This window comes from Bizionia argentinensis JUB59 (assembly GCF_000224335.1).
Taxonomy (GTDB): domain Bacteria; phylum Bacteroidota; class Bacteroidia; order Flavobacteriales; family Flavobacteriaceae; genus Algorimicrobium; species Algorimicrobium argentinense.
On the sequence record NZ_AFXZ01000067.1, the window covers coordinates 134,270 to 156,368 of the forward strand.

General features: G+C 34.2%; 16 protein-coding genes. 8 read left to right on the forward strand and 8 right to left on the reverse strand.

Annotated elements, in window-relative coordinates; all coding sequences use genetic code 11:
• Positions 1-57 precede the first annotated feature (57 nt).
• Positions 58-972, forward strand: coding sequence for a M20/M25/M40 family metallo-hydrolase (locus BZARG_RS14250; RefSeq protein WP_008639701.1), 915 nt, complete (start codon positions 58-60; stop codon positions 970-972).
• 15 nt (positions 973-987) lie between these two features.
• Positions 988-2,760: a MutS-related protein gene (locus tag BZARG_RS14255; RefSeq protein ID WP_008639429.1), complete on the forward strand. Its 1,773-nt coding sequence runs from the start codon at positions 988-990 to the stop codon at positions 2,758-2,760.
• Between the two features lie 55 nt (positions 2,761-2,815).
• Here BZARG_RS14255 and BZARG_RS14260 read toward each other — a convergent pair whose 3' ends face one another.
• On the reverse strand, positions 2,816-3,709 hold the full coding sequence (locus BZARG_RS14260) for a tetratricopeptide repeat protein (RefSeq protein WP_008639519.1): 894 nt from the start codon (positions 3,707-3,709) through the stop codon (positions 2,816-2,818).
• Positions 3,710-3,889: 180 nt separating this feature from the next.
• A complete protein-coding gene (locus tag BZARG_RS14265; protein WP_008639677.1) occupies positions 3,890-6,025 on the reverse strand; it encodes a S46 family peptidase in 2,136 nt (711 codons plus the stop codon).
• A 79-nt stretch (positions 6,026-6,104) separates the two neighbouring features.
• Between BZARG_RS14265 and BZARG_RS14270 the strand changes: the two genes are divergently transcribed.
• The 4 genes from BZARG_RS14270 (at position 6,105) to BZARG_RS14285 (ending at position 9,279) form a co-directional block, all read left to right on the forward strand.
• Positions 6,105-7,247 carry a methionine aminotransferase gene (locus BZARG_RS14270; RefSeq protein ID WP_008639780.1) on the forward strand — a complete coding sequence of 381 codons (1,143 nt, stop codon included), beginning with the start codon at positions 6,105-6,107 and terminating at the stop codon, positions 7,245-7,247.
• Between the two features lie 83 nt (positions 7,248-7,330).
• Complete coding sequence (locus BZARG_RS14275; protein WP_008639531.1) at positions 7,331-7,810, forward strand: HlyD family secretion protein; 480 nt, start codon at positions 7,331-7,333, stop codon at positions 7,808-7,810.
• 142 nt (positions 7,811-7,952) lie between these two features.
• Positions 7,953-8,495, forward strand: a complete 543-nt coding sequence (locus BZARG_RS14280) for a hypothetical protein (RefSeq protein ID WP_040288909.1) — start codon at positions 7,953-7,955, stop codon at positions 8,493-8,495.
• A gap of 4 nt (positions 8,496-8,499) precedes the next feature.
• Positions 8,500-9,279 carry an amidohydrolase gene (locus BZARG_RS14285; RefSeq protein WP_008639818.1) on the forward strand — a complete coding sequence of 260 codons (780 nt, stop codon included), beginning with the start codon at positions 8,500-8,502 and terminating at the stop codon, positions 9,277-9,279.
• Here BZARG_RS14285 and BZARG_RS14290 read toward each other — a convergent pair.
• Both BZARG_RS14290 and BZARG_RS14295 read right to left on the reverse strand, forming a co-directional pair.
• Positions 9,266-10,876, reverse strand: a complete 1,611-nt coding sequence (locus tag BZARG_RS14290) for an Ig-like domain-containing protein (protein ID WP_008639706.1) — start codon at positions 10,874-10,876, stop codon at positions 9,266-9,268. The two genes, BZARG_RS14285 and BZARG_RS14290, sit on opposite strands and share 14 nt — an antisense overlap.
• 56 nt (positions 10,877-10,932) lie before the next feature.
• Positions 10,933-11,610 carry a ComF family protein gene (locus BZARG_RS14295; RefSeq protein WP_008639785.1) on the reverse strand — a complete coding sequence of 226 codons (678 nt, stop codon included), beginning with the start codon at positions 11,608-11,610 and terminating at the stop codon, positions 10,933-10,935.
• A 158-nt stretch (positions 11,611-11,768) separates the two neighbouring features.
• Between BZARG_RS14295 and BZARG_RS14300 the strand changes: the two genes are divergently transcribed.
• Together BZARG_RS14300 and BZARG_RS14305 are read left to right on the forward strand one after the other, a co-directional pair.
• Positions 11,769-12,365 carry a hypothetical protein gene (locus BZARG_RS14300; protein ID WP_008639651.1) on the forward strand — a complete coding sequence of 199 codons (597 nt, stop codon included), beginning with the start codon at positions 11,769-11,771 and terminating at the stop codon, positions 12,363-12,365.
• 134 nt (positions 12,366-12,499) lie between these two features.
• A complete protein-coding gene (locus tag BZARG_RS14305) occupies positions 12,500-14,041 on the forward strand; it encodes a glycine--tRNA ligase (RefSeq protein WP_008639634.1) in 1,542 nt (513 codons plus the stop codon).
• Positions 14,042-14,169: 128 nt separating this feature from the next.
• On the opposite strand, the gene BZARG_RS14310 is transcribed toward BZARG_RS14305, so the two are convergent.
• From BZARG_RS14310 to BZARG_RS14325, 4 genes are all read right to left on the reverse strand, one after another.
• Positions 14,170-16,134, reverse strand: coding sequence for a heavy metal translocating P-type ATPase (locus BZARG_RS14310; protein ID WP_008639675.1), 1,965 nt, complete (start codon positions 16,132-16,134; stop codon positions 14,170-14,172).
• A gap of 10 nt (positions 16,135-16,144) precedes the next feature.
• The gene (locus BZARG_RS14315; RefSeq protein WP_008639464.1) at positions 16,145-17,290 is read right to left on the reverse strand and encodes an efflux RND transporter periplasmic adaptor subunit; all 1,146 of its coding nucleotides are present in this window, start codon (positions 17,288-17,290) and stop codon (positions 16,145-16,147) included.
• Positions 17,291-17,301: 11 nt separating this feature from the next.
• Positions 17,302-21,606: a CusA/CzcA family heavy metal efflux RND transporter gene (locus tag BZARG_RS14320; RefSeq protein ID WP_008639760.1), complete on the reverse strand. Its 4,305-nt coding sequence runs from the start codon at positions 21,604-21,606 to the stop codon at positions 17,302-17,304.
• Between the two features lie 71 nt (positions 21,607-21,677).
• Positions 21,678-22,067 (reverse strand): hypothetical protein, encoded by a 390-nt coding sequence (locus BZARG_RS14325; protein ID WP_008639666.1) that lies wholly within the window; start codon positions 22,065-22,067, stop codon positions 21,678-21,680.
• Between the last annotated feature and the right edge of the window lie 32 nt (positions 22,068-22,099).

Consider the following 22,099-nt stretch of genomic DNA (forward strand, 5'->3'; position numbering starts at 1 on the left):
AGTGTTAACTTGGGATTTTTTTGTTTCTTTAGATTCTCAATTTTAGCAATTGTAATCATGAAAAATTTTAAGTACCTATCACTAATAGTGTGTATTGCGCTGTTTTCTAATCACTTTTATGGTCAAGAAAATTCGGCCTATAGTTTTAACTCTGAAAACTTATTAGAACATGTTAAAGAACTAGCTTCAGATGCTTATGAAGGCAGACGAACCGGAACAGCTGGTGCTAATATGGCAAAAGAATACATTATTAATCATCTGAAAACAATTGAATTTGGGCCATTAGATGGTAATTATGAACAAATGTTTAAATTTGGTAAAGGGAAGAAAACGTATAAAGGTGTTAATGTTTTAGGCTACGTTCGTGGAACTGAACAGCCCGAAAAGCACATCGTTTTAAGTGCCCATTATGATCATGAAGGGATTAAGAATGGTGTAATCTATAATGGGGCAGATGATGACGCTTCCGGCGTAAGTGCTTTATTTGCATTTGCTGAATATTTTAAAAAGCATCCACCAAAACATTCAGTAATCCTAGCCTTTTTTGATGCTGAAGAATTAGGGCTTCAAGGATCTAAATATTACGTGGCTAATCCTATTGTTCCTTTAGATGCAATTGTGTTGAATATTAATATGGATATGGTATCTCGTAATGTGAATAATGAACTTTATGCTGTAGGTATTAAAAGTCACCCAAACTTGGAAGCCGTTTATAAAAATCATAAAATAGTAGAAGGTTTAACCTTAATTGCTGGCCATGATGGTACAGACAGAAAGGATAATTGGACATATTCTTCAGATCACGCTTCTTTTGCTAAAGTAAAAATTCCATTTGTATATTTCGGTGTTGAAGATCACGAAGACTACCATAAGCCTACCGATGATTATGAAAACATACATCCAGTATTTTACAAGAATGCCGTAGAAAGTATCATTAGGTTTTTCGAGAAAATTGATAAAATGACATTTTAGAAAACTATATTTCCTATGGAAAACACGCCAAATTCTTATTATGATCAACAACTAAACATTTATCAAACTGTAGTTAAAAAGCATAATAATGCACTTTTTAAATTCAGTATGCTACGACTGGCTATTTTTTTAGCTGTAGTAGTTGGTATTTATCTCACTTTTCAAAATTGGAGAATTGCTTTAGGAATTGGTTTTTTAGGAATTATAGCTTTTATTTTTACCGTTTCTAAATACACAGATATAAAATATTTACGGAATTTACATCGTGCTTTAGTAACTATCAACAAAGAAGAATTAGCCATTGCTTCAGGAGATTTTCATGAACGGCCAGAAGGTCTGGAATTTCAAGATCCTATGCATTTTTATAGCTTGGATATTGATTTATTTGGAAAAGGTTCATTCTTTCAATTTATTAATAGAACTACGATTAATGAAGGATCTATAAAATTGGCTGAAGCTTTAAATGCGAATGATATTAATCATGTTGTACCCCGACAAGAAGCCATTAAAGAACTAGCTGATAAACCTAACTGGCGTCAAAACTTTGCTGGTGTTGCAACTTTAATCCATGTTGAAACCCCGGCAGTGAAAATTATTGAATGGCTTAAAAGTCACCAGTTGTTTTTGCCTAACATTATGAAATGGATGCCATTGGCATTTAGTATTGCTTCTTTAGTTATTGTTGGGCTTTCTGTATTCCAATTTATTCCTCCTATTATTGCTGGATTATGGATGTTTTTAGGCCTTATTTTGACAGGTGTTTATTTAAAGAAAATCAATAATCTTGCTACAAATACCGACAAGGTTAAAGACACGTTTAGGCAATATGCCACACTTTTAGATCAGATTGAACAAGAAACATTCACTTCTACTTTATTGAAGGAAAAGCAAGAACAAATTCAATTAGAAAACCAAAAAGCTTCTGCTATTTTCGCCAAGTTTTCTAAACATTTAGATGCTTTAGATAACAGGAATAATTTTATTTCGGCTATTCTAGGAAATGGCTTTTTGCTTACCGATTTAAAAAACAGCTATAAAGTTGAACAGTGGATTGGTCAATACAATGAAACCGTTGCCCATTGGTTTGAGGTCGTTTCGTTTTTCGATGCCTATAACAGTTTGGGTAATTATGCTTTTAATCATCCAGAATATGTGTTTCCAAATATTATTGATACCACAGCAACTATCGATGCCAAACAACTAGGACACCCGTTACTGGATGCAAAAAAACGTGTTGCAAGCGATTTAACCATCAAAAACCAAGAATTTTTTATTGTTACCGGTGCTAATATGGCTGGGAAAAGTACATTTTTACGAACCGTTTCTTTACATATTGTTATGGCGAATGTAGGTTTACCGGTTTGTGCGACATCAAGTAATTATCAGCCAATTAAATTAATAACAAGCATGCGTACCAGTGATTCGCTAACTGATGATAGTAGTTACTTCTTTTCAGAATTAACACGCTTAAAATTCATTGTAGACGCTATCCAGGAAGAACCGTATTTTATTATTTTAGATGAAATTTTAAAAGGAACCAATTCTACAGATAAAGCCATCGGGTCTAAAAAGTTTGTTGAGAAGCTAGTGGCTTCTAATGCGACAGGTATTATTGCCACACACGATTTAAGCTTATGCGAAATTGAAACCCAATTAGAACCGGTAAAAAACTACTATTTCGATGCGCAAATTATTAATGATGAACTTTTTTTCGATTATAAATTCAAAAAAGGAATTTGTCAGAATATGAATGCTAGTTTCTTGTTGAAAAAAATGGAGATTATCTAATAAAAAACGACCTCACAGTATTGATAGATATCGGTACTGTGAGATCTTAATTATTTTACTTACTAGATGCTTTAATTTCAGCAATGATTTTCAAAGCGTTTTCGTCTTCAGGCTTTAATTCTAATACTTTATTATAGTTTTTTAAAGCTTCAGGATATTTCTTCATATTGAAATAGGTTTCGCCTAGACTATCATAACCATTAGGGTTATAAGGAAACATTTTTGTGTTTAAATCGAAAATATAAAGGGCTTTTTCGTACTGTTTGTCATGTTTGTACACATAGCCTAGGGTATTCAATTCCTTGCTGCCTTCAGAGTATTCTGGTAGAGATGTTAGATAGTTTATTTCATTCTTCTGAAGCGCTTCAATAGAATTGTTCTCTAAAGTGCTAAAAATAATATTAGCCACATAGTATTTGGAGTAGTAGTTGTTTTTATGTACTATTTTAAGGATATCACGTTCTAATGTTTCTTGTGGGAACTCAACAATTCTATTTACTTCCTTACCATCTTTATAAAAGATAAAAGTGGGTACGCGGTGTATAAGCATATTCTTTTCTTCGCCGTTTGGTCCTTTTTTATAATCATAGCCCTCATGATCTACACCAATTACCTCTAGTTGATTGATAGGGAAGTCAGCGTTTTCTAAAATGGAATAAAAATGAGGTACTTCACGTTTACTATCGCCACACCAAGTTCCTAAAAATAATTTAATGGTATATTGACTCAAGGAGTCTTTCAACTGTCTTACAATCCTATCGTTTACGGCATAATCATCATGGTTTTTATTAAACCATTCGGCAAAAGGTGCTTTCATTAATCCATCTTTATCAATGGTTCCTAAAAGCATTTCTTTGCCTTTTGAATCTTTTTGTTGATGATTTAATGTTTGGGCAACCATCATTTGAAGTCCAAAAAAGACTGTAAAAAGTGTAAAAATTTTTTTCATGTTATTATAATTATTGATTAGAAAGTAAATGTAATTATAATTCTCTGCTAATAAGATCCCACAGGTTTTTAATACCCGTGAGATTTGAAAAAGGATCATATTTAGGGCTAATAAAAAAACCTCACAATTCCGAATTTATGGAACTGTGAGGTTTATATTTTAATAAATAAGAACTAAATACTATTTTCTGTTCTTCTTATTTTTTCTCTTTTTAGATTTGCTTTTCCCTGTTTTAGGATTTACCAAAGTCATTTCATCAATTAGGTGTTGGGCACCGGCAAATTTATCAACTATAAAAAGTACATATCGAACATCTACCATAATGTTTCGACAAATTTCAGGATCGTAATTCATATCACTCATCGTTCCTTCCCAAACACGATCAAAATTTAATCCGACTAAATTTCCATGTGCATCAATTGCTGGACTTCCAGAGTTTCCACCTGTTGTATGGTTCGTTCCTAAAAAGCAAACAGGCACTTTTCCGTTGGTGTCTGCATACTGACCGTAATCTTTAGCCTCGTATAAGTCGATTAATTTTTGTGGTACATCAAACTCATAATCACCTGGAATATATTTTTCAATAACACCATCTAAATAGCTCACTGGACTGTAATGAACAGCATCACTTGGCGAATAGCCATTTACCTGACCATAAGTTACACGCAAGGTTCCGTTAGCATCTGGGAAATAACGTTCTTCTGGTAATGCTATCATTAACGCGGTCATGTATTCTGTTTGAAGCGCGGTGATAGGTTCGTTTTTTTGTTGAAATTCAGCATCAATAGTATTGAAAAACTCTTCAATAAAAGGTTTTGCATACGCGTAAGCCGTATCATCATTCAACTTCTTGATAACATCATCTGCAGATCCTTCAAATAAAGCTAAAGCAGAATCCAAATCAGTAAACGCTGTTTTATCATAAATGGTAGGATCAACATTATTTTTGCTGTAGAAAGGCATGACATTTTCGTAAACCCCTTTATCGACTTTTACATCGTAGTTTTTATGAATTCCTTCTAAAACACCTGTTATATATTCTCTTCCTTTTTCAATGCTTTCCGGACTCTGTAGCAATGACTGTTCTACTTGGTATGCTCTATAGGTCATCGTCATTAGTTCATTAGTCACTAAAAACACTTCAATAAAGTTTCGACGTTTGATATCTACATCCGCGAAATCTTTATATAGTCGGTCGAATTCTGGTAAAATATGGCCGTATTTGTCTTCCAAACCTTTTTCTTTTAAGGCTTTTGTAAACGAAGCTTCAAAAGCACGACGTTCGGCAATGGCATTACTCTTTTTAATTCCTAAATTTTCACCTATCCATTTTTTCCAAGCGTTAGCAATACGCGCTTGTTTAGATGCGTATTTAATTCGAACATCATCATTCACCTTCATTTCAGCATCAATAATCTTTACAGCTGCTTCACGAATAGCAATATTACTTGGGTTGAATTCTTGAGTAATATGCTCAATAGCTACGGCTGGTAAATACTCATCCGTTGTTCCTGGGAAACCAAAAACCATAGTAAAATCACCCTCTTCAACACCATCTAAAGAAATAGGTAAGTGATGCTTTGGTTTGTAAGGAACGTTGTCTTTGCTGTATTCCGCTGGACGGTTGTCTTTATCAGCGTAAATGCGGAATAACGCAAAATCGCCTGTATGTCTAGGGAAAACCCAGTTGTCCGTATCGCTACCGAATTTACCAATACTTGTTGGTGGAGCACCTACTAAACGGATATCGTTAAAACGCTCGGTAACAAATAAGAAATACTGATTTCCTTTATAAAATGATTTCACCTTAGTATCATGCCAAGCTTCTTTGGTTACTGTTGTTTGTAGTTTATTAGAGTTCTTATCGACTGTCGATTGTCTTTCTTTTTCCGTCATAGAATCTGTTACACCATTTAAAACTTGGTCTGTAACATCTTCAATACGTACAATAAATTCAATATAAAGACCATTGTTTGGCAATTCATCTTCAAAATTCATGGCCCAAAAGCCATCTTTTAAATAATCGTTTTCTAATGATGAATGCGATTGAATTTGACCAAAACCACAATGGTGGTTGGTAAGAATTAAACCTTGATCGGAGATAACTTCACTCGTACAACCGCCATTAAAATGCCCAATAGCATCTTTTAAGCTAGAATTGTTAACATCGTAAATGTCTTGAGCAGTTAGTTTACTACCTAAAGCAGTCATTTCGTCTTCGTTCATGCCTTCTAAAAGCGAAGGAATCCACATTCCGCCTTGTTGGGCCGATGCCTGAAAAACGATAAAAAGCACTAATAATCTTAATAATTTCATAGTATGATAATTTTGAATTCCCCAAAGATAAAGAGTTCTGGGAACATTATTGTATTTAGAACTTATTACCTTTACAGTTATGAGACATATTTCCAAACTTCCGCAGGTAGAAACCAGTATTTTTACCATAATGAGTGCTTTAGCTAATAAGCATGAGGCCATTAATTTATCTCAAGGCTTTCCTAATTTTAAAAGTGATCAAAAGTTGATTGATTTTGTTAGTCAGGCCATGAATTCTGGTTTTAACCAATATGCACCCATGGCAGGAAATTTAGAATTGCGTGAAGTTATTTCTAAAAAGTTTGAATTACTCTATAATTCTAGTTATAATCCGGAAAATGAGATTACCGTAACAGCAGGAGCAACGCAAGCAATTTATACCATAATTTCTGCTTTTATTCATACGGATGATGAGGTGATTATTTTTAAACCCGCTTACGATTGTTATGAACCTACTGTTAAAATTAATGGCGGAAAGCCCATTGCTATCCAAATGGAAGGTTCTGATTATAAGATAAACTGGGAGGAAGTAGCTGCTAAAATTTCAACAAAAACAAAGATGATTATCATTAATACGCCGCATAATCCGAGTGGAACGGTTTTAGCGCGAAAAGATATGCTGAAACTGCAAGCATTAACTATCGGAACGGAAATTATTATCTTAAGTGATGAGGTTTACGAACACATGATATTCGATGCTTTAAAGCACCAAAGTATTTGCCTGTTTGCCGAATTAAAGGAACGTAGTTTTATTGTGGCTTCTTTTGGAAAAACATTTCATAATACAGGTTGGAAAATGGGGTATTGCTGTGCGCCTAAAGAATTGATGACAGAATTTCAAAAAGTACATCAATTTAATGTTTTTTCTGTTAATAGTGCCATGCAAAAAGGATTGGCGGACTACTTACAAGAGCCTAAACATTATTTAGAGTTGGCCGATTTCTATCAGGAAAAGCGTGATTATTTCTTGAGCCTTATTCAGGATTCAAAGTTTACCTTTACGCCATCCCAAGGAACGTATTTTCAAGTCTTGGATTTTTCTAAAATAACAAAAGAAAATGATGTGGAATTTGCTGAAAAATTGACAGTAGAAAAAGGCTTGGCATCTATTCCATTATCCGTATTTAACCTCGATCAAAAAGATGATAAAATGTTGCGATTTTGCTTTGCTAAAACTAATGATACATTGAAAAAAGCAGCCGATATATTAAATAGGCTTTAATATGTTAAATTATTATTAAAGAACGCATCTTATCTCCAAGTCTGTACCAAATTTGTAAACCCTTTAATTTATATAAAATAGTCATGAAGTATTTAAAAATAGTACCATTTGTATGTTTGTTAATTGCAAGCTCTTGTGCAACAAAACATCAAGTAATTACCGATTCTGGAGAAGTTTATGAAGTTCATCAAGGTCAGGTTTATAAGCAAGGCCAAGTTGTTACAGGAACAATTTCTTCAGAAGAAAAGCAACATATAATAAGTACTTTAGATACTAGATTAGAATCTGAAGCCGAAATATTAGCAGAGAAAGACTCTTTAGATCAAATAAGAATAAACGCCGAAATTGAAGCAAATGCATTGGAAAGACAATTAAAAGATGCAAAAGCAGCGCGTGATGGTTATATTAAAGCGAAAAATAATTTTGAAAAATCACAAAAAAAATACCAACGACTTCATGATCAAGGAGATTTATCGCCTAATGATGAAGCAAAATGGGCTATGAAACTAGATGGTTTGTCTGAAAAAGTTTTAGAGGCAGAAGAAACATTGAACACTTTATAGTGTTAGTTTAAAACCTGCCAACATCTTCGGAAAATACATTTCCATATAGATGCTGAAAATAAATAGATATTGCTTTTTCTGGGTAAAAAAATCTTGTTATTTTAAAGAGACCATTTATTACCTTAATTTAAATATAAAAAACATGAAATTATTCAAAATATTATCAATAGCATTAGTGTTTAGTTTAAGTGCATGCGCTACAAAACATCAAGTGATAACAGAATCTGGAGAAATTTATCAGGTTCAAGGTGATAAATTTTTTAATCAAGGGAAAGAGGTAACAAGTTTAATTTCCGCGGAAGATAAAGATGGTATCATTACTACTTTAAATAAAAGATTAGAAAGCGAAGCAGAAGTTGCGGCACAGCAAAAAGCATTGCAAGATGCCCAAGATCACTCAGAAGAGCTGCGTAAAGACGCAGAGAAAGCGCAAAAAGAGGCTATAAAAGCACAAAAGAAAGCTAAAAAAGAATCTGAGGCACTGCAGAAGAGACTAAAGAACGAAAAGAAGACGCGTGATAATTACGTCAAATCCAGAAACGAATTAAAAAAGGCACAATCCAAATATGAAAAGTTGCATGATAAAGGAAAGTTAACACCTAAAGATGAATATAAATGGGCTAAAAAGTTAAATAAATTAACGAAGGATTTTGATAAGGCAGAAAAGAAATTAAATAAAATATAGATTTATGACCGATCAATTAAATTTAGCTTTTATTCAAACAAATTTAGTTTGGGAGAATGCAGAAGCCAATCGCCAAAATTTCGAAGCCAAAATAAAAAGTATTAAAAAGTCAGTAGATGTTATAGTGCTACCAGAAATGTTTACAACAGGGTTTACTATGAACGCGCAAGCTGTTGCCGAAACAATGGATGGTGAAACAGTTGGTTGGTTGCAGAAACAAGCTTCAGAAGCTAATTCCGCCATAACTGGTAGCATTGTTATTCATGAAAATGGTAACTATTACAATCGGATGCTATTTGTTTTTCCAGATGGCACTATAAAAACGTATGATAAGCGTCATACATTTTCCTTAGCGGGAGAAGATAAAGTATATACTTCTGGTACCGAAAAAGTAATTGTCCATTATAAAGGTTGGGATCTTTGCTTGCAAGTTTGTTACGATTTACGTTTTCCCGTTTGGGCACGCAATACAACCGATTATGATGCGCTGATTTATGTTGCCTGTTGGCCAAAGTCGCGAATGGCTGCTTGGGATGCTTTGCTAAAAGCACGCGCCATTGAAAACATGTGTTATTGTGTCGGTGTAAATCGAATTGGTATTGATGAAAATCAAAATGAATATTCGGGACACTCTACCGTCTATGATGTTTTAGGAAATAATATTACGCCAATTAGACCTCATAAAGACCATATTGAAATTGTTACATTGGACAAAAAACATATTACACGTTATCGCGAAAAACTTAAATTTTTAAATGATCGGGATCAGTTTAAAATAGAGTAAAATCGTAAATCATCTCAAAGTTAGAGCGTATTTCTAGTTTATCTTTGTAATAACTTACGCGCTCTGGCTGCTGGTTTTTTAAGTAATTTCCAGAATCGTATTTTCCGTTTTCATTGCTGTCATAAATTACGCGTAAATAGAAATCACCAGTTTGTAAATGCCTGAAGTCTATGGGTTCTGGTTTCGTGGAATATTGTTCCGCTACAACCTTGCCTTTTACATCCGTTATTTGTATAATAATAGGATAAGTAGCGTTACTTAATATAACGCGTGCGTTACCATAATCGGAGAACGTTTTTGTTGATAACCTATAGCTCAAAGTGTCATTTTTATTGTCGAAAAAATCGGTTAATGCTTCTGGTAATATCTGTATACTGTAGGATTCGCTTTCCTTCTTCTCAAATTGAAATACATAGCTGTTGGCAAGCGAATCTAATTTCACCTTAAAATCGACAGCAAGCGAATCTTTATCTAAAACGGTTACTTTACTTTTGTCAAATTTGGTAAAAGGAACGGCATTTGTAATTTTAAATTCATCGTTAAAGTTTAAAAGACCAATTGGTTCTGCTGTAATAACCATAGTATCTCGTTTTTGCTCGCTTATTTTAACCACAAAATTTTCATCGTAATTTTTGTTGGTAGCATTAAATAATAAGGAATCGACTTCTAATCTTGGTTTATACCAGTAATATAAAGAGTCTGTTTTAGAATCTTTTGTTATGCGCGATTCAAAATTATTTGGAAGAGCAGACATATTCTGAATGCGCATGTTTTCAGAATCCCCTTCAAAACCGAAAGCAATTTTCTCGCCAGAAATCAATCGAGGTCTAATTATCTGCGGGTTTAAATCTTCTTGAAATAATTTTAAAGTAAAGAAAGTTGTCGAATCTACGGGAACATTAATAAATTCTTCGTGGAATGCGATCTTATCTACTCGAGGTTGAAATTTAAAGTCTTGATTATTATCTTTTAAAGCAACCAGTTTATATTTACCCGCCTTCAAATTTTCTAAAGAAAATGTTGTTGTGCTGTCTAGAGTATTCGTAATATATCTAGGTGTTTTGTTATAAACCACAGAGTCGTTGTAGGTGGAGTCGGCTTCATAAAGCATTACCGAAATAAAATCGTCAGGCTGCCTTAAAGTGGCATCAACCATAATACCTTTTATGGATAAAGAGTCTATATAATCGCCTGTAGAAAACACATATTTATAATAGGGATATGGGTTTTCTTCATTATTATCTACAATACTATTTCCAAAGTTAAATGCATAAGTTGTGTTCGGGTCTAACGTATCTAAAATTTTGATTTGTATATATTTACTGGCATTAGAAAGCGGAATTATTTCCGGAGTTATTTCCATTGGAGGGGAAATAATAAGCTGTTTAGTAACATTTTTTATTTTAATATATTCGTCAAAATATATTCTTATTTCACTTCCAGAAAAGTTTGTCGTATAGTTTTTTGGCTCCGATTTGGTTATTTTTGGAGGTGTTGTATCTTTTATACCACCACTTGGTCGCCCCCGATTGGCACAACTAGCAATAACTAAAATTATAAAAACGACTAAAATTAATTGTGAAAGCGCTTGACGCATACGGACTCTACTTTTTTTACAAATAAACAACATATTTATCATTAACTAAACATCCTTTATGCTATTGACATGGTGGCAATGCTAATTTTAACATCACTATTTTTTATTAAAACAGCTGCGCAAGCTTCCAAAGTTGCCCCTGTAGTAATAATATCGTCCACCAAAAGAATATGTTTGTGTTGTGTTTTTTCGGCATTAATTACTTTAAAAACTTCCACGTTGGACAACCAGCGCGTTAATCTGCTTTTAGTAACTTGGGAACTAGTATTGGTTACTTTTATCAATACATCATCTACATATTCCGCTTCTAGACTTTTTGCCAATTCCTGACCAAATTTAGTCACTTGATTATATCCGCGTTTCCGCAATTTGTTTTTATGAAGTGGAACTGGAACAATCATGTCAATATTTTCATATTCTGGAAGATTTTTCAATTCAGCACCAAGCCAACTGCCGAGAAAAATGCCAATGTCTTCATATCCTTTGTATTTTAAATTATGAATTAAGTTTTGGGTAATACCTTTCTTTTCAAAACGTAAAAGGGCTGTTGCTGATTCAATAGGTACGCGACCATAAAAAACTTTTAGTAATGTATTATCCTTATTTAAATGAAAATTAGTGATTGGGAAATTATGTCTACATGCTGTACAAGCATACAATTCATTATCGTGTAATAGCCCATTACAGCCATAGCACACTTTAGGAAAGAATAAATTGAGAAGTGCAGTGAACAAATTAATTATTTAACACTAAATGTATAACTACTTTTTGTTTTTTATAGTAATTATTGAATTAATGTGAGAGTTTAACAAGATTATTCTCTCTTTATCGAATAAAAAATGTACTTCCAATCTTTTGTTATAACTTTGTAAGTTAATAGCACAATTATAATATGAAAGTTAACCCTAAAACTTTTAACTACAAATTATTTAATAGAACACTGCTAATAGCTATGGTTTTATTAATTTTCATTAGTTTAACAAGTTACAGAAACACGAAGGAACAAGAGGAGTTCATGGCTAAAGAACTAAAACTTGTTCAAAGTGAATTGTCTAAAATGATAATGATCTATCAAGACTCACGTTCTGAAAATGACATTTTAATAGAGCGATTTCAACAATTTAAATCTAAAGACTTGATGGCTTTAGAAACTTTTAGCGCAGTAAGTACTGAAGCAGCAATAATTGTAAAGTGTCAAGAAGAAATTATCGCATTGAAAGAAGAGTGCCGTATTTTAGATTCTGAAATCTCGAATCTTATAGCTCAAAACGAAACTTTAAAAAAAGAATCGGAAACGAGAAACCAGGATGTTGAATCTAATATGGTAGCTTTAATGAAATTGGCAGAAAAAAATAAGGAACTCAACGCTATTATTGGAAGCATAGTTGTCATTACAGCTAAAAAGCTAAAAGTCGAATCTAAAATTACTGGAAGAAAGCAATATGATAAAACATTAAAATCTTTAAAGATACATAAGAAAGAAGTTTGATTTTTTTGATAATAAAATCATATAACCTCTTGTTTATAAGTGTATTTCCAATTAAAATTAGGCTTAATTAACGAACCTTTTATAATTTTTGTAAAACCGCTCATTTAATTGTAGCGGTTTACTATTTTTGCACTATGGCAAATAATGACGATCAATTCAAGAAAGTAATCTCTCACGCAAAAGAGTATGGTTACGTATTCCAGAGTAGTGAAATCTACGATGGGTTAAGTGCAGTATATGATTACGCACAAAATGGAGCAGAGCTTAAAAAGAACATTCGCGATTACTGGTGGAAAGCCATGGTGCAAATGCATGATAATATTGTGGGTATTGATGCCTCAATTTTTATGCATCCCACCACATGGAAGGCTTCTGGCCACGTAGATGCGTTTAACGATCCTTTAATAGATAATAAGGATTCCAAAAAACGCTATCGTGCCGATGTTTTAATAGAAGATTATTGCGCTAAAATTGAAGCTAAAATCGACAAAGAAGTGGCTAAAGCGCAAAAACGTTTTGGTGATTCTTTTAATAAAGAAGAATTTATAAGTACTAATCCGCGTGTTGTAGGTTACTATGAGAGGATTCAAGAGATTTTATCCCGAATGGGGAAATCTTTAGAAGCTGAAGATTTAGCCGATGTTAAAGCCCTAATCGAAGAATTAGAAATAGCTTGTCCTTTATCCGGTTCTAGAGAATGGACGGAAGTAAAGCAATTTAACCTTATGTTTGGTACTAAAATTGGAGCTTCTGCAGAACATGCTTTAGATTTATATTTACGTCCAGAAACAGCACAGGGAATTTTTGTTAACTTCTTAAATGTTCAAAAAACGGGGCGTATGAAAATTCCTTTTGGAATTGCGCAAACCGGAAAAGCGTTTAGAAATGAGATTGTTGCAAGGCAATTTATTTTTAGAATGCGTGAGTTTGAACAAATGGAAATGCAGTATTTTATCAAACCAGGAACACAAATGAAGTGGTTTGAATATTGGAAAGAAGCGCGAATGAAATGGCATATGTCATTAGGCATGGGAGCAGAAAATTACCGTTTCCATGATCATGATAAATTAGCGCATTATGCTGATGCAGCGACTGATATTGAGTTTAAATTTCCTTTCGGTTTTAAAGAATTGGAAGGAATTCACTCACGAACTGATTTCGATTTAAAACAACACGAAGAGTTTTCAGGTAAAAAGCTACAGTATTTTGACCATGAAGATAATGCGAGCTATACTCCGTATGTTTTAGAAACATCAATTGGTTTAGACCGTATGTTTTTAGCAGTTTTCTCTAATTCATTAGTTGAAGAAGAGCTTGAGAATAATACCACGAGAACTGTTTTGAAATTACCAGCAGTTTTAGCACCAGTAAAAGCAGCTATTTTACCTTTGGTGAAAAAAGATGGTTTACCTGAAGTTGCACGTCAAATTTTTGATGATTTGAAATGGGATTTCAATGTAACTTATGATGAGAAGGATGCTGTTGGAAGACGTTACAGACGTCAAGATGCCAATGGAACACCATTTTGTATTACTGTAGATCATGATACTTTAGATGATCAAATGGTAACTATTCGTCATCGAGATACTATGGAACAATCACGTGTTAATATTAGCGATTTAACTGCTATTATTAAAAAAGAAGTAGATGTTAAAGAGTGGTTGATGAGAATGTAACCCAACACCTGTGAAAACAGGTGCCTCAAAACCCATTAATTTAATAGAAATATAAAGTCACAAAAAAATCCCAAGCTATAGCTTGGGATTTTTTATTCATATCTATTTTATTGTTGAAAACAAATTTACTAATCCTCATTATAAGCCAACAACCGCAAAGCATTTAAAACAACCACAATAGTGGAGCCTTCATGAAATAGAACCGCTAGTCCAATATTTGTTAATCCTAAAATGGTTACTGGAACCAAAATGGCAACCACACCCAAGCTTATAAATATATTTTGTTTAATAATACGTTTAGATGCGCGACTTAAGCCAATTACAAATGGTAGCATCTCAATTTTATCCGACATAAGGGCTACATCGGCAGTTTCTAATGCAACATCGCTTCCTGCTGCTCCCATTGCGACGCTTACCGTGCTTAAGGCCATTGCAGGCGCATCGTTTACACCATCGCCAACCATGGCGACTTTCCCATCGCGTTCCTTTAATAATCGAATGGCATCTACTTTATCTTCTGGTAATAAATTTCCGCGACTTTCGGTTAATCCAATTTGTTTGGCAATAGCTTGACCTACACGTTCATGATCACCGGTAAGCATAATCATGTTTTTAACGCCTATACTTTTTAGCCTTTTTAGTGTTTCGGCTGCGGCTTTTCTCGGAATGTCCATAACACTTACCAAACCGATAATCTGATTCTGATAACCAACCAACATAACGGTTTCGCCTACTTCCAATAGTTGGTTAATCTGGGTTTCAATAGCTTCAGAAATCACTAGACTATTATCAGTCATGAGTCGGGTATTTCCAATATAAACCGGTTCATTTTTATAAATAGCTTCAACACCTTTGCCCTGAATGGCTTGAACATTTGATGCCAGATTTGCATCCTCTAGTTTTTCCTGCTCTTTAATAGATTTTGCAATAGCTTTTGCTAATGGATGATTGCTTAAACGTTCTACTTCATATAACAATTGAAGTAATTCTTCTTTATTAAAGTCATTAAAAGCTATGACTTGTTTTAAACTTGGTTTTCCTTCAGTAAGCGTTCCCGTTTTATCAAAAGCAATAGTTGTTATACTACCTAAATCTTCCAAAGCTTTCCCGCCTTTAATTAAAACACCACGTTGCGCAGCACGAGCAATTCCACTCAATACGGCACTTGGCGTAGAAATAGCCAAAGCACAAGGGCTAGCAGCTACTAAAACTGTTATGGCACGATATAAACTTTCGTTAAACGTTTCGTTAATAACCAGAAAGGCAAAGCATAATAGTGCTACCAGTATGATAACGATTGGAACATAAACTTTTTCAAATCTCTTGGTTAAGCGTTGCGTTGGTGACTTTTTAGTTTCCACATCGTTAACTAAACTAATCAGTCTAGAAACGGTAGAGTCTTTTGTTAATTTAAGGACATGAATTTCCAAAGCACTGTTGCCATTTATAGTTCCTGAAAACACCGTATGATCTTTGTCTATATCTGAAAAACTAGGAATTTGCTGATTTTCAGGAAATGGACTTTTATCAACAGGCATACTTTCACCAGTAATAGGTGCTTGATTTATGCTGCTTTCGCCAGAGATAATAACGCCATCCGCGGCAATTTTGGTGTGGGGTTTTACGACAATAACATCGCCGATTTTTAAATCTTCAATTGCTATTTCTTCAATCGAATCACCAGTTTTAAGCAATGCTGTTTTTGGCGATAAATTCCCCAAGGACTTTATAGACTTTTCAGCTTTATTCATGGCATAATGTTCTAAAGCATGCCCTAAACTAAATAAGAATAGTAAAAGTGCTCCTTCCGCCCAACTGCCAATATAAGCTGCGCCAATAGCAGCTGCAATCATTAGAAAATCAATTTCAAATATACCTTGTCGCAGTTTTTGAACAGCTTCTTGACTTATAAAATAAGCTCCAAAACCATATGAAATAATATAAGAGGTAAGGTGAAAATAGCTTTCTAATCCTCCCCAAGTATCTAAACTAAAACCGAGCGTTAGAAAAAATCCGGATAAAAATGAAAAGTATAATTCGGTGTTTTTACCAAAAAAACCGCTAGAATGGTCATGATTATGATCGTTTGACATAGTGTATTAATTAATGGCCGTGACCACCTTCGCTATCATTAAGTAGCATGGCGGTGCCTTGAATAATTAGTTGTTTAATAAGTAAATTTTCAGAGTTTAATATTTCCATGAAATCTTCGGTTTGCTTTCCTATTTTCACTTCCTTTTTTTCGAAAACATAACCATCTGCCGTTTTCTCTTCTAACATAAGAATGTAATAACCGTCACCAGTTTTAATAACGGCTTCTTGTGGTAAAGCCATGCTTTTTACTTCATCAATATTAATTTCTGCTTCTACAAACATACCAACTATAAAGTTAGATTCCGCATCGTCAATATGACCGTGAACTTGAACGCGTCTAGTCGTTTCATTAATAGTTGTACCAACCAAGTGTACATCGGCAGAGTAGGTTTTTTGTGAAGACTCCGGAATAGTAAAATTAATTTTCTGGCCTTTTTTGATCTTCATAATATCCTTCTCAAAAACGGAAAGTTCCAAGTGCATATGGTCAATATCTACAATTTCCATAATAACATCGCTTGCTGAAACAAAGGCGCCATTACTCACATTAACTTTAGTAACATGACCACTAATTGGGGCATAAATATTAATAGTAGAACTCATATTTCCTGCTAATACGAACTTTGGATTAATATTTAGCATCTGCAGTTTCTTTTCCAATCCGTTGTGAAACGCCAGATTACTCTTGTACGTACTTTCAGCTTTTAAATAATTCTTTTCCGAGGTTATTTTTTCATCAAAAAGTGTTTTCTGGCGCGTATATTCATTTTTTAAATAGCTTAACTGTTCCGCTACTTCTAAAAATTGCTGTTGAATTTCTACATACTCAGTATTTTCAAGTGTCACCAAAAGTTGACCTTTTTTTACCTTGTCGCCAACTAATAAAGGTGTTTTCGTAATATAACCGCCATGATATGTGCTAACTCGCGATTTGTTATGTGGTGGAACATCAATCATCCCGTTTACGATAACGGTTTCGTTAAACGTGTGTTCAGCTATGGTTCCTAATTCCATGCCTTCACTGTTAAACTGTTCTTTAGATAGTTTAATTTTGTCGTTGTGAGATACTGTTTCTACAGCTTCTGTTGTGTCACTCTCGCTATTGCCACAAGCCATAAAAAGTAATAAAAATGTAATTATATATAGTGGTTTCATAATTTTGAATATTATAAAGTTAAATGATTTAATGTAATAATCGTCTGGTTGTAATTGTTTAATTGGCTCAAATATTCCAGCTCCATATCTTTAGCCGTTTCAACACTCTGTATGTATTGAAAGAAATCTATTTCACCTTCCTGAAAACTACGGTTAGCGGTTTTTATAATTTCTTCTTGAAGTGTTTTTCCTTGCGATTCATAATAAAAAATAGCCGCTTGATGCTGTTCTAATTGTGCTAAAAGACGTTGATATTCCCCTTGCAGTTTGGTTTTATAATCTATTTGCTGCATGGTTACAACCTCTTCTGCGATCTTTGAAGCCTTAATCCGTGATGCATTTCCAGAGAAAAATAAGGGGATTTTTAATCCTATTTGATAGCCTTGAATATTGGAGTTTAAAGTGCGGTTGGTGCCTACGAAATATTCAGCTGAAATATCTGGTAACAACGCCTGCTTTTCTTTGTTTTTTAAAGCTTGATAGTAATTTTTATATTCTTCAAAATACAACAAACCGGGGTTTTCTTCGGAAACTGCTAATGCAGTTAACGTAAGTTTTTCTAATGGTTCATTGGAAGTTTCTAAAGAGTCGATTTGAACGATTTTCTTTAATTGTTCCGTTTGAATCATCACCTCCTGCTGCGATTGAATATACCGCGTTTCCATTTGTTTTTCTTTAGATTCGGCCGTAATGGTTTCCAAATAATTGCTTTCACCTAACTCAAAACGTCTCTTGGCATTTTGAGCGAACTTGGAATACAGACTATCTAAATACTTGTAGCTTTTAGCTTTATTTTTAGCATAGCTTAAAGCGTAGTAATTTGAATACACATTGCGTTTGAGCTGTAAAATTTGAATTGTGTTTTCTGAAGCTTTCAAATTATAGGCAGCTTTATTTACGCGCTTTTCAGCAAAATAGCGCGTCGGAAACATAAAGTCTTGTGCCACGCCATATATTTTTAAAGGCTCATTATTAATGGCTAGATTATTTTCGTCGTAGGTATAAAAAACATGCGTTTTATCGAAATCAAACGCACCAGAAATTCTGGCATCCACTTCATTGAGTTGTAATCTGGACGCTTTTAGTTGTGCATTGTTTTTTAAAGCTAACTCAAAAGTTTCATTCACGTTTATTGGTGCTTGCTGTGAAAATCCAGACAAAGAAACCAATAGAACGATTAAAGTTGTTATATGATTTTTCTTCATTTTAAGTGTTTTCTTTTCTTCAATCCAAGCGTATAAAACTGGAAGTACCACCAACGTTAAAATAGTAGCCGTTACCAATCCACCAATAACAACTGTTGCTAAAGGTCGTTGAACTTCGGCACCAGCATTTGTTGAAATTGCCATTGGTAAAAATCCAAGAGCCGCTGCTGAAGCTGTTAATAATACAGGACGTAAACGTTCGGTTGTACCACGTTTTATGCGAGTTTCAATGTCTGTTACACCTTGAGATTTCAGTTCTTTAAAATGTTCAATAAGTACAATGCCATTTAATACAGCAATACCAAATAAGGCAATAAAGCCAACACCTGCGGAAATACTAAACGGTAAGTCACGCATCCATAATAGTAAAACGCCACCAACGGCGGCTAGAGGAATAGCGGAATACACCATCAAGGCATCTTTTACTGAATGGAAAGCAAAATAGAGTAGTATAAAAATAAGTACTAGAGCTACTGGAACAGCAATTAATAGACGGTCTTTAGCACTTTGTAAATTTTCAAATTGACCACCATAGGTAATACTATAACCAACTGGTAATTGAATATCTGCATTAATGCGTTCCTGTATATCGGTTACTACCGACTGTAAATCTCGATTTCTAACATTAACGCCCACTACAATTCGACGTTTAGTATCGTCTCTTGATATTTGCGCCGGACCAGTTGTGTATGAAATATCTGCTAATTCACTTAAAGGAATTTTTCCACCGCTTGGCACATCTACATATAGGTTTTGCAAATCGGTAATGTTTTTTCTATTCTTCTCATCGAGTCGAATAGCTAAATCGAAGCGTTTTTCACCTTCAAAGACTTGACCAACTACATCGCCAGCAAACCCCATGGACACAATACTGTTCAAATCGGAAATGTTGAGTCCGTAGCGGGCAATTTTATAACGATCGTAATTGACACTCATTTGCGGCAGCCCTTCTACTTTTTCGACAATAATATCGGAGGCACCATCAATATTTGCAATGGCATTTTTTATTTCATCAGCTTTGGATGCCAAAATTGATAAATCGTCACCAAAAATTTTAATCGCCACGTCGGCACGAACACCTGTAATAAGTTCATTAAAACGCATTTCTATAGGTTGTGTAAACTCCACCTCCATATTGGGAATTATGGCTAAAGCTTCTTTAAACTTTTCGGCTAGTTCATTTTTAGAACTTGCAGAAACCCAGGTATTTTTAGGGTTTAATTTAATAATCACGTCACTTTCTTCCATGGACATGGGATCGGTTGGAACTTCAGCAGCACCAATTCTACTTACAACTTGATCTACTTCTGGGAAGTTTTCAAGAAGAATACTTTCAATTTTAGTGGTGATTTCTATGGTTTTACTTAAAGACGTTCCTGTTTTTAAAACGGGTTGAATAACAAAATCACCTTCATCTAAAGTTGGTACAAATTCACCACCCATATTATTAAAAATAACAGCACTAAAAACTAAAAGCGCTACAGCTAAACCAATAACTAAACGTTTACTATGTAAGGCCCAATTAATAATTGGCTCATACCAACTTGTTAGCTTATTCATCAGTCTAACCGAAATGTTTTTAGGTGACTGACTAGACGGTTTTAAAAACATGGCCGACACAACAGGCACATAGGTTAAACATAAAATCATGGCCCCAATCAGTGCAAAACTGAAAGTCATAGCCATGGGTTTAAACATTTTACCTTCAATGCCACTTAATGAAAGGATAGGAATAAAAACGATTAAAATAATCAGCTGTCCGAAAATAGCCGAATTCATCATTTTTGAAGCACTTTTCAGCGTAATGTTATCAATTGCTTCTTTGGTAACTGTTTTCAATTTGGCACTCTGCGCTGTAATTTGAAAAGCTATAAATTCGACGATAATTACGGCGCCATCAATAATAATTCCGAAGTCAATAGCACCTAAACTCATTAGGTTAGCATCTACACCAAAAACATTCATCAGGGAAATTGCAAATAGTAAACTCAATGGAATAACCGATGCCACTACTAATCCCGAACGCCAATTACCGAGTAATAAAACCACCACAAAAATAACAATCAGTGAACCTAGGATGAGGTTTTCGGCAACGGTGAAGGTTGTTTTGTTAATTAGTTCACTCCGCTCTAAAAACCCATTAATATAAACACCTTCAGGAAGTGTTTTTTCAATGCTTGCCACACGTTCTTTAACGGCATCGATAATTTTTTTAGAATCCCCGTCTTTAAGCATCATGATTTGGCCAAGAACTTTTTCGCCTTCGCCATTTCCTGTAATAGCACCAAATCTGGTAGCATGACCAAAACCAACATTAGCCACATCTTTAATGTAAATAGGCGTACCGTCGTTTTTAACAACAATATTTTCTATGTCTTTTAAAGAAGTGACTAATCCTTCGCCACGAATAAAATAGGCTTTGTTGGTTTTTTCAATATAACCACCACCGGCAACACTGTTGTTTTTTTCTAATGCATCATAAATAGATGAAATAGAAATATTCATGGCCGTTAATTTCTGCGGATTGATAGCAACTTCATATTGTTTTAAATAGCCTCCCCAAGTATTGACTTCTACCACACCAGGAATTCCAGATAATTGCCTTTTAACAATCCAATCTTGGATGGTACGTAAATCTGTAATTGTGTACTGATCTTTAAATTCGGGCTTAACATCTAAAATGTATTGATAGATTTCGCCTAAACCAGTGGTTATAGGTCCCATTTCTGGTGAGCCAAAACCTTCAGGGATTTTCTCGGAAGCCGATTTTATTTTTTCAGCAATTAGCTGTCGCGGTAAATAGGTTCCTAAATCATCATCGAAAACAATGGTTACAACGGAAAGTCCAAATTTTGATACCGACCGAATTTCTTGAACGCCGGGTAAATTCGCCATTTCTAGCTCAATAGGATAGGTGATAAACTGTTCCACATCTTGGGTTGCTAAATTTCGAGACGTGGTAATAACTTGTACTTGGTTGTTGGTAATATCTGGAACGGCTCCAATAGATATTTGCGTTAAGGAAATCGCGCCAAAGGCTACAATGGCAGCTGCGCCCAACAGTATAATCAGCTTATTGTTTAAGCTGAATTTTATGATTTTTTCTAACATAATTCATTTTAATAGAGTTGCTAGTCATACAGGAACTGCATAACTAGTGATTTAAAAAAGATAAAATTGAATTATGCGTGTTTGGGCGGTTGAAAAACAGCTGGCTTTTCAAATAGGGAAATAGAATCCTGATAAAAGAAATTAAAAGGAATTTCTATAAAAGATGGATATGCAATTTGATAATCTTGAACTGTTAAAGTGAAAACGGTCGCACTGTGAACACAGGTATTATGATGTTCTTTAAACGGTAATTCTTCGTGTTCTTTATGCTCGCTGGCAGGATGAAATTCGGCATCACCATAATGTTCGGCTAGAAATTCGAAAAACGAATCGCCATACTGTTCTTGGTGATATTCGGCATGTTCTAAAAGGACTCCAAAACGCGCAAAATCTTCAAAGCTAATGTTGACGCTCTGAAAAAGAATTAGGAATGAAAACGCTATGGATACTAGTTTTGACATACTATGCAAAAGTACAAATTTTTACGAGTATT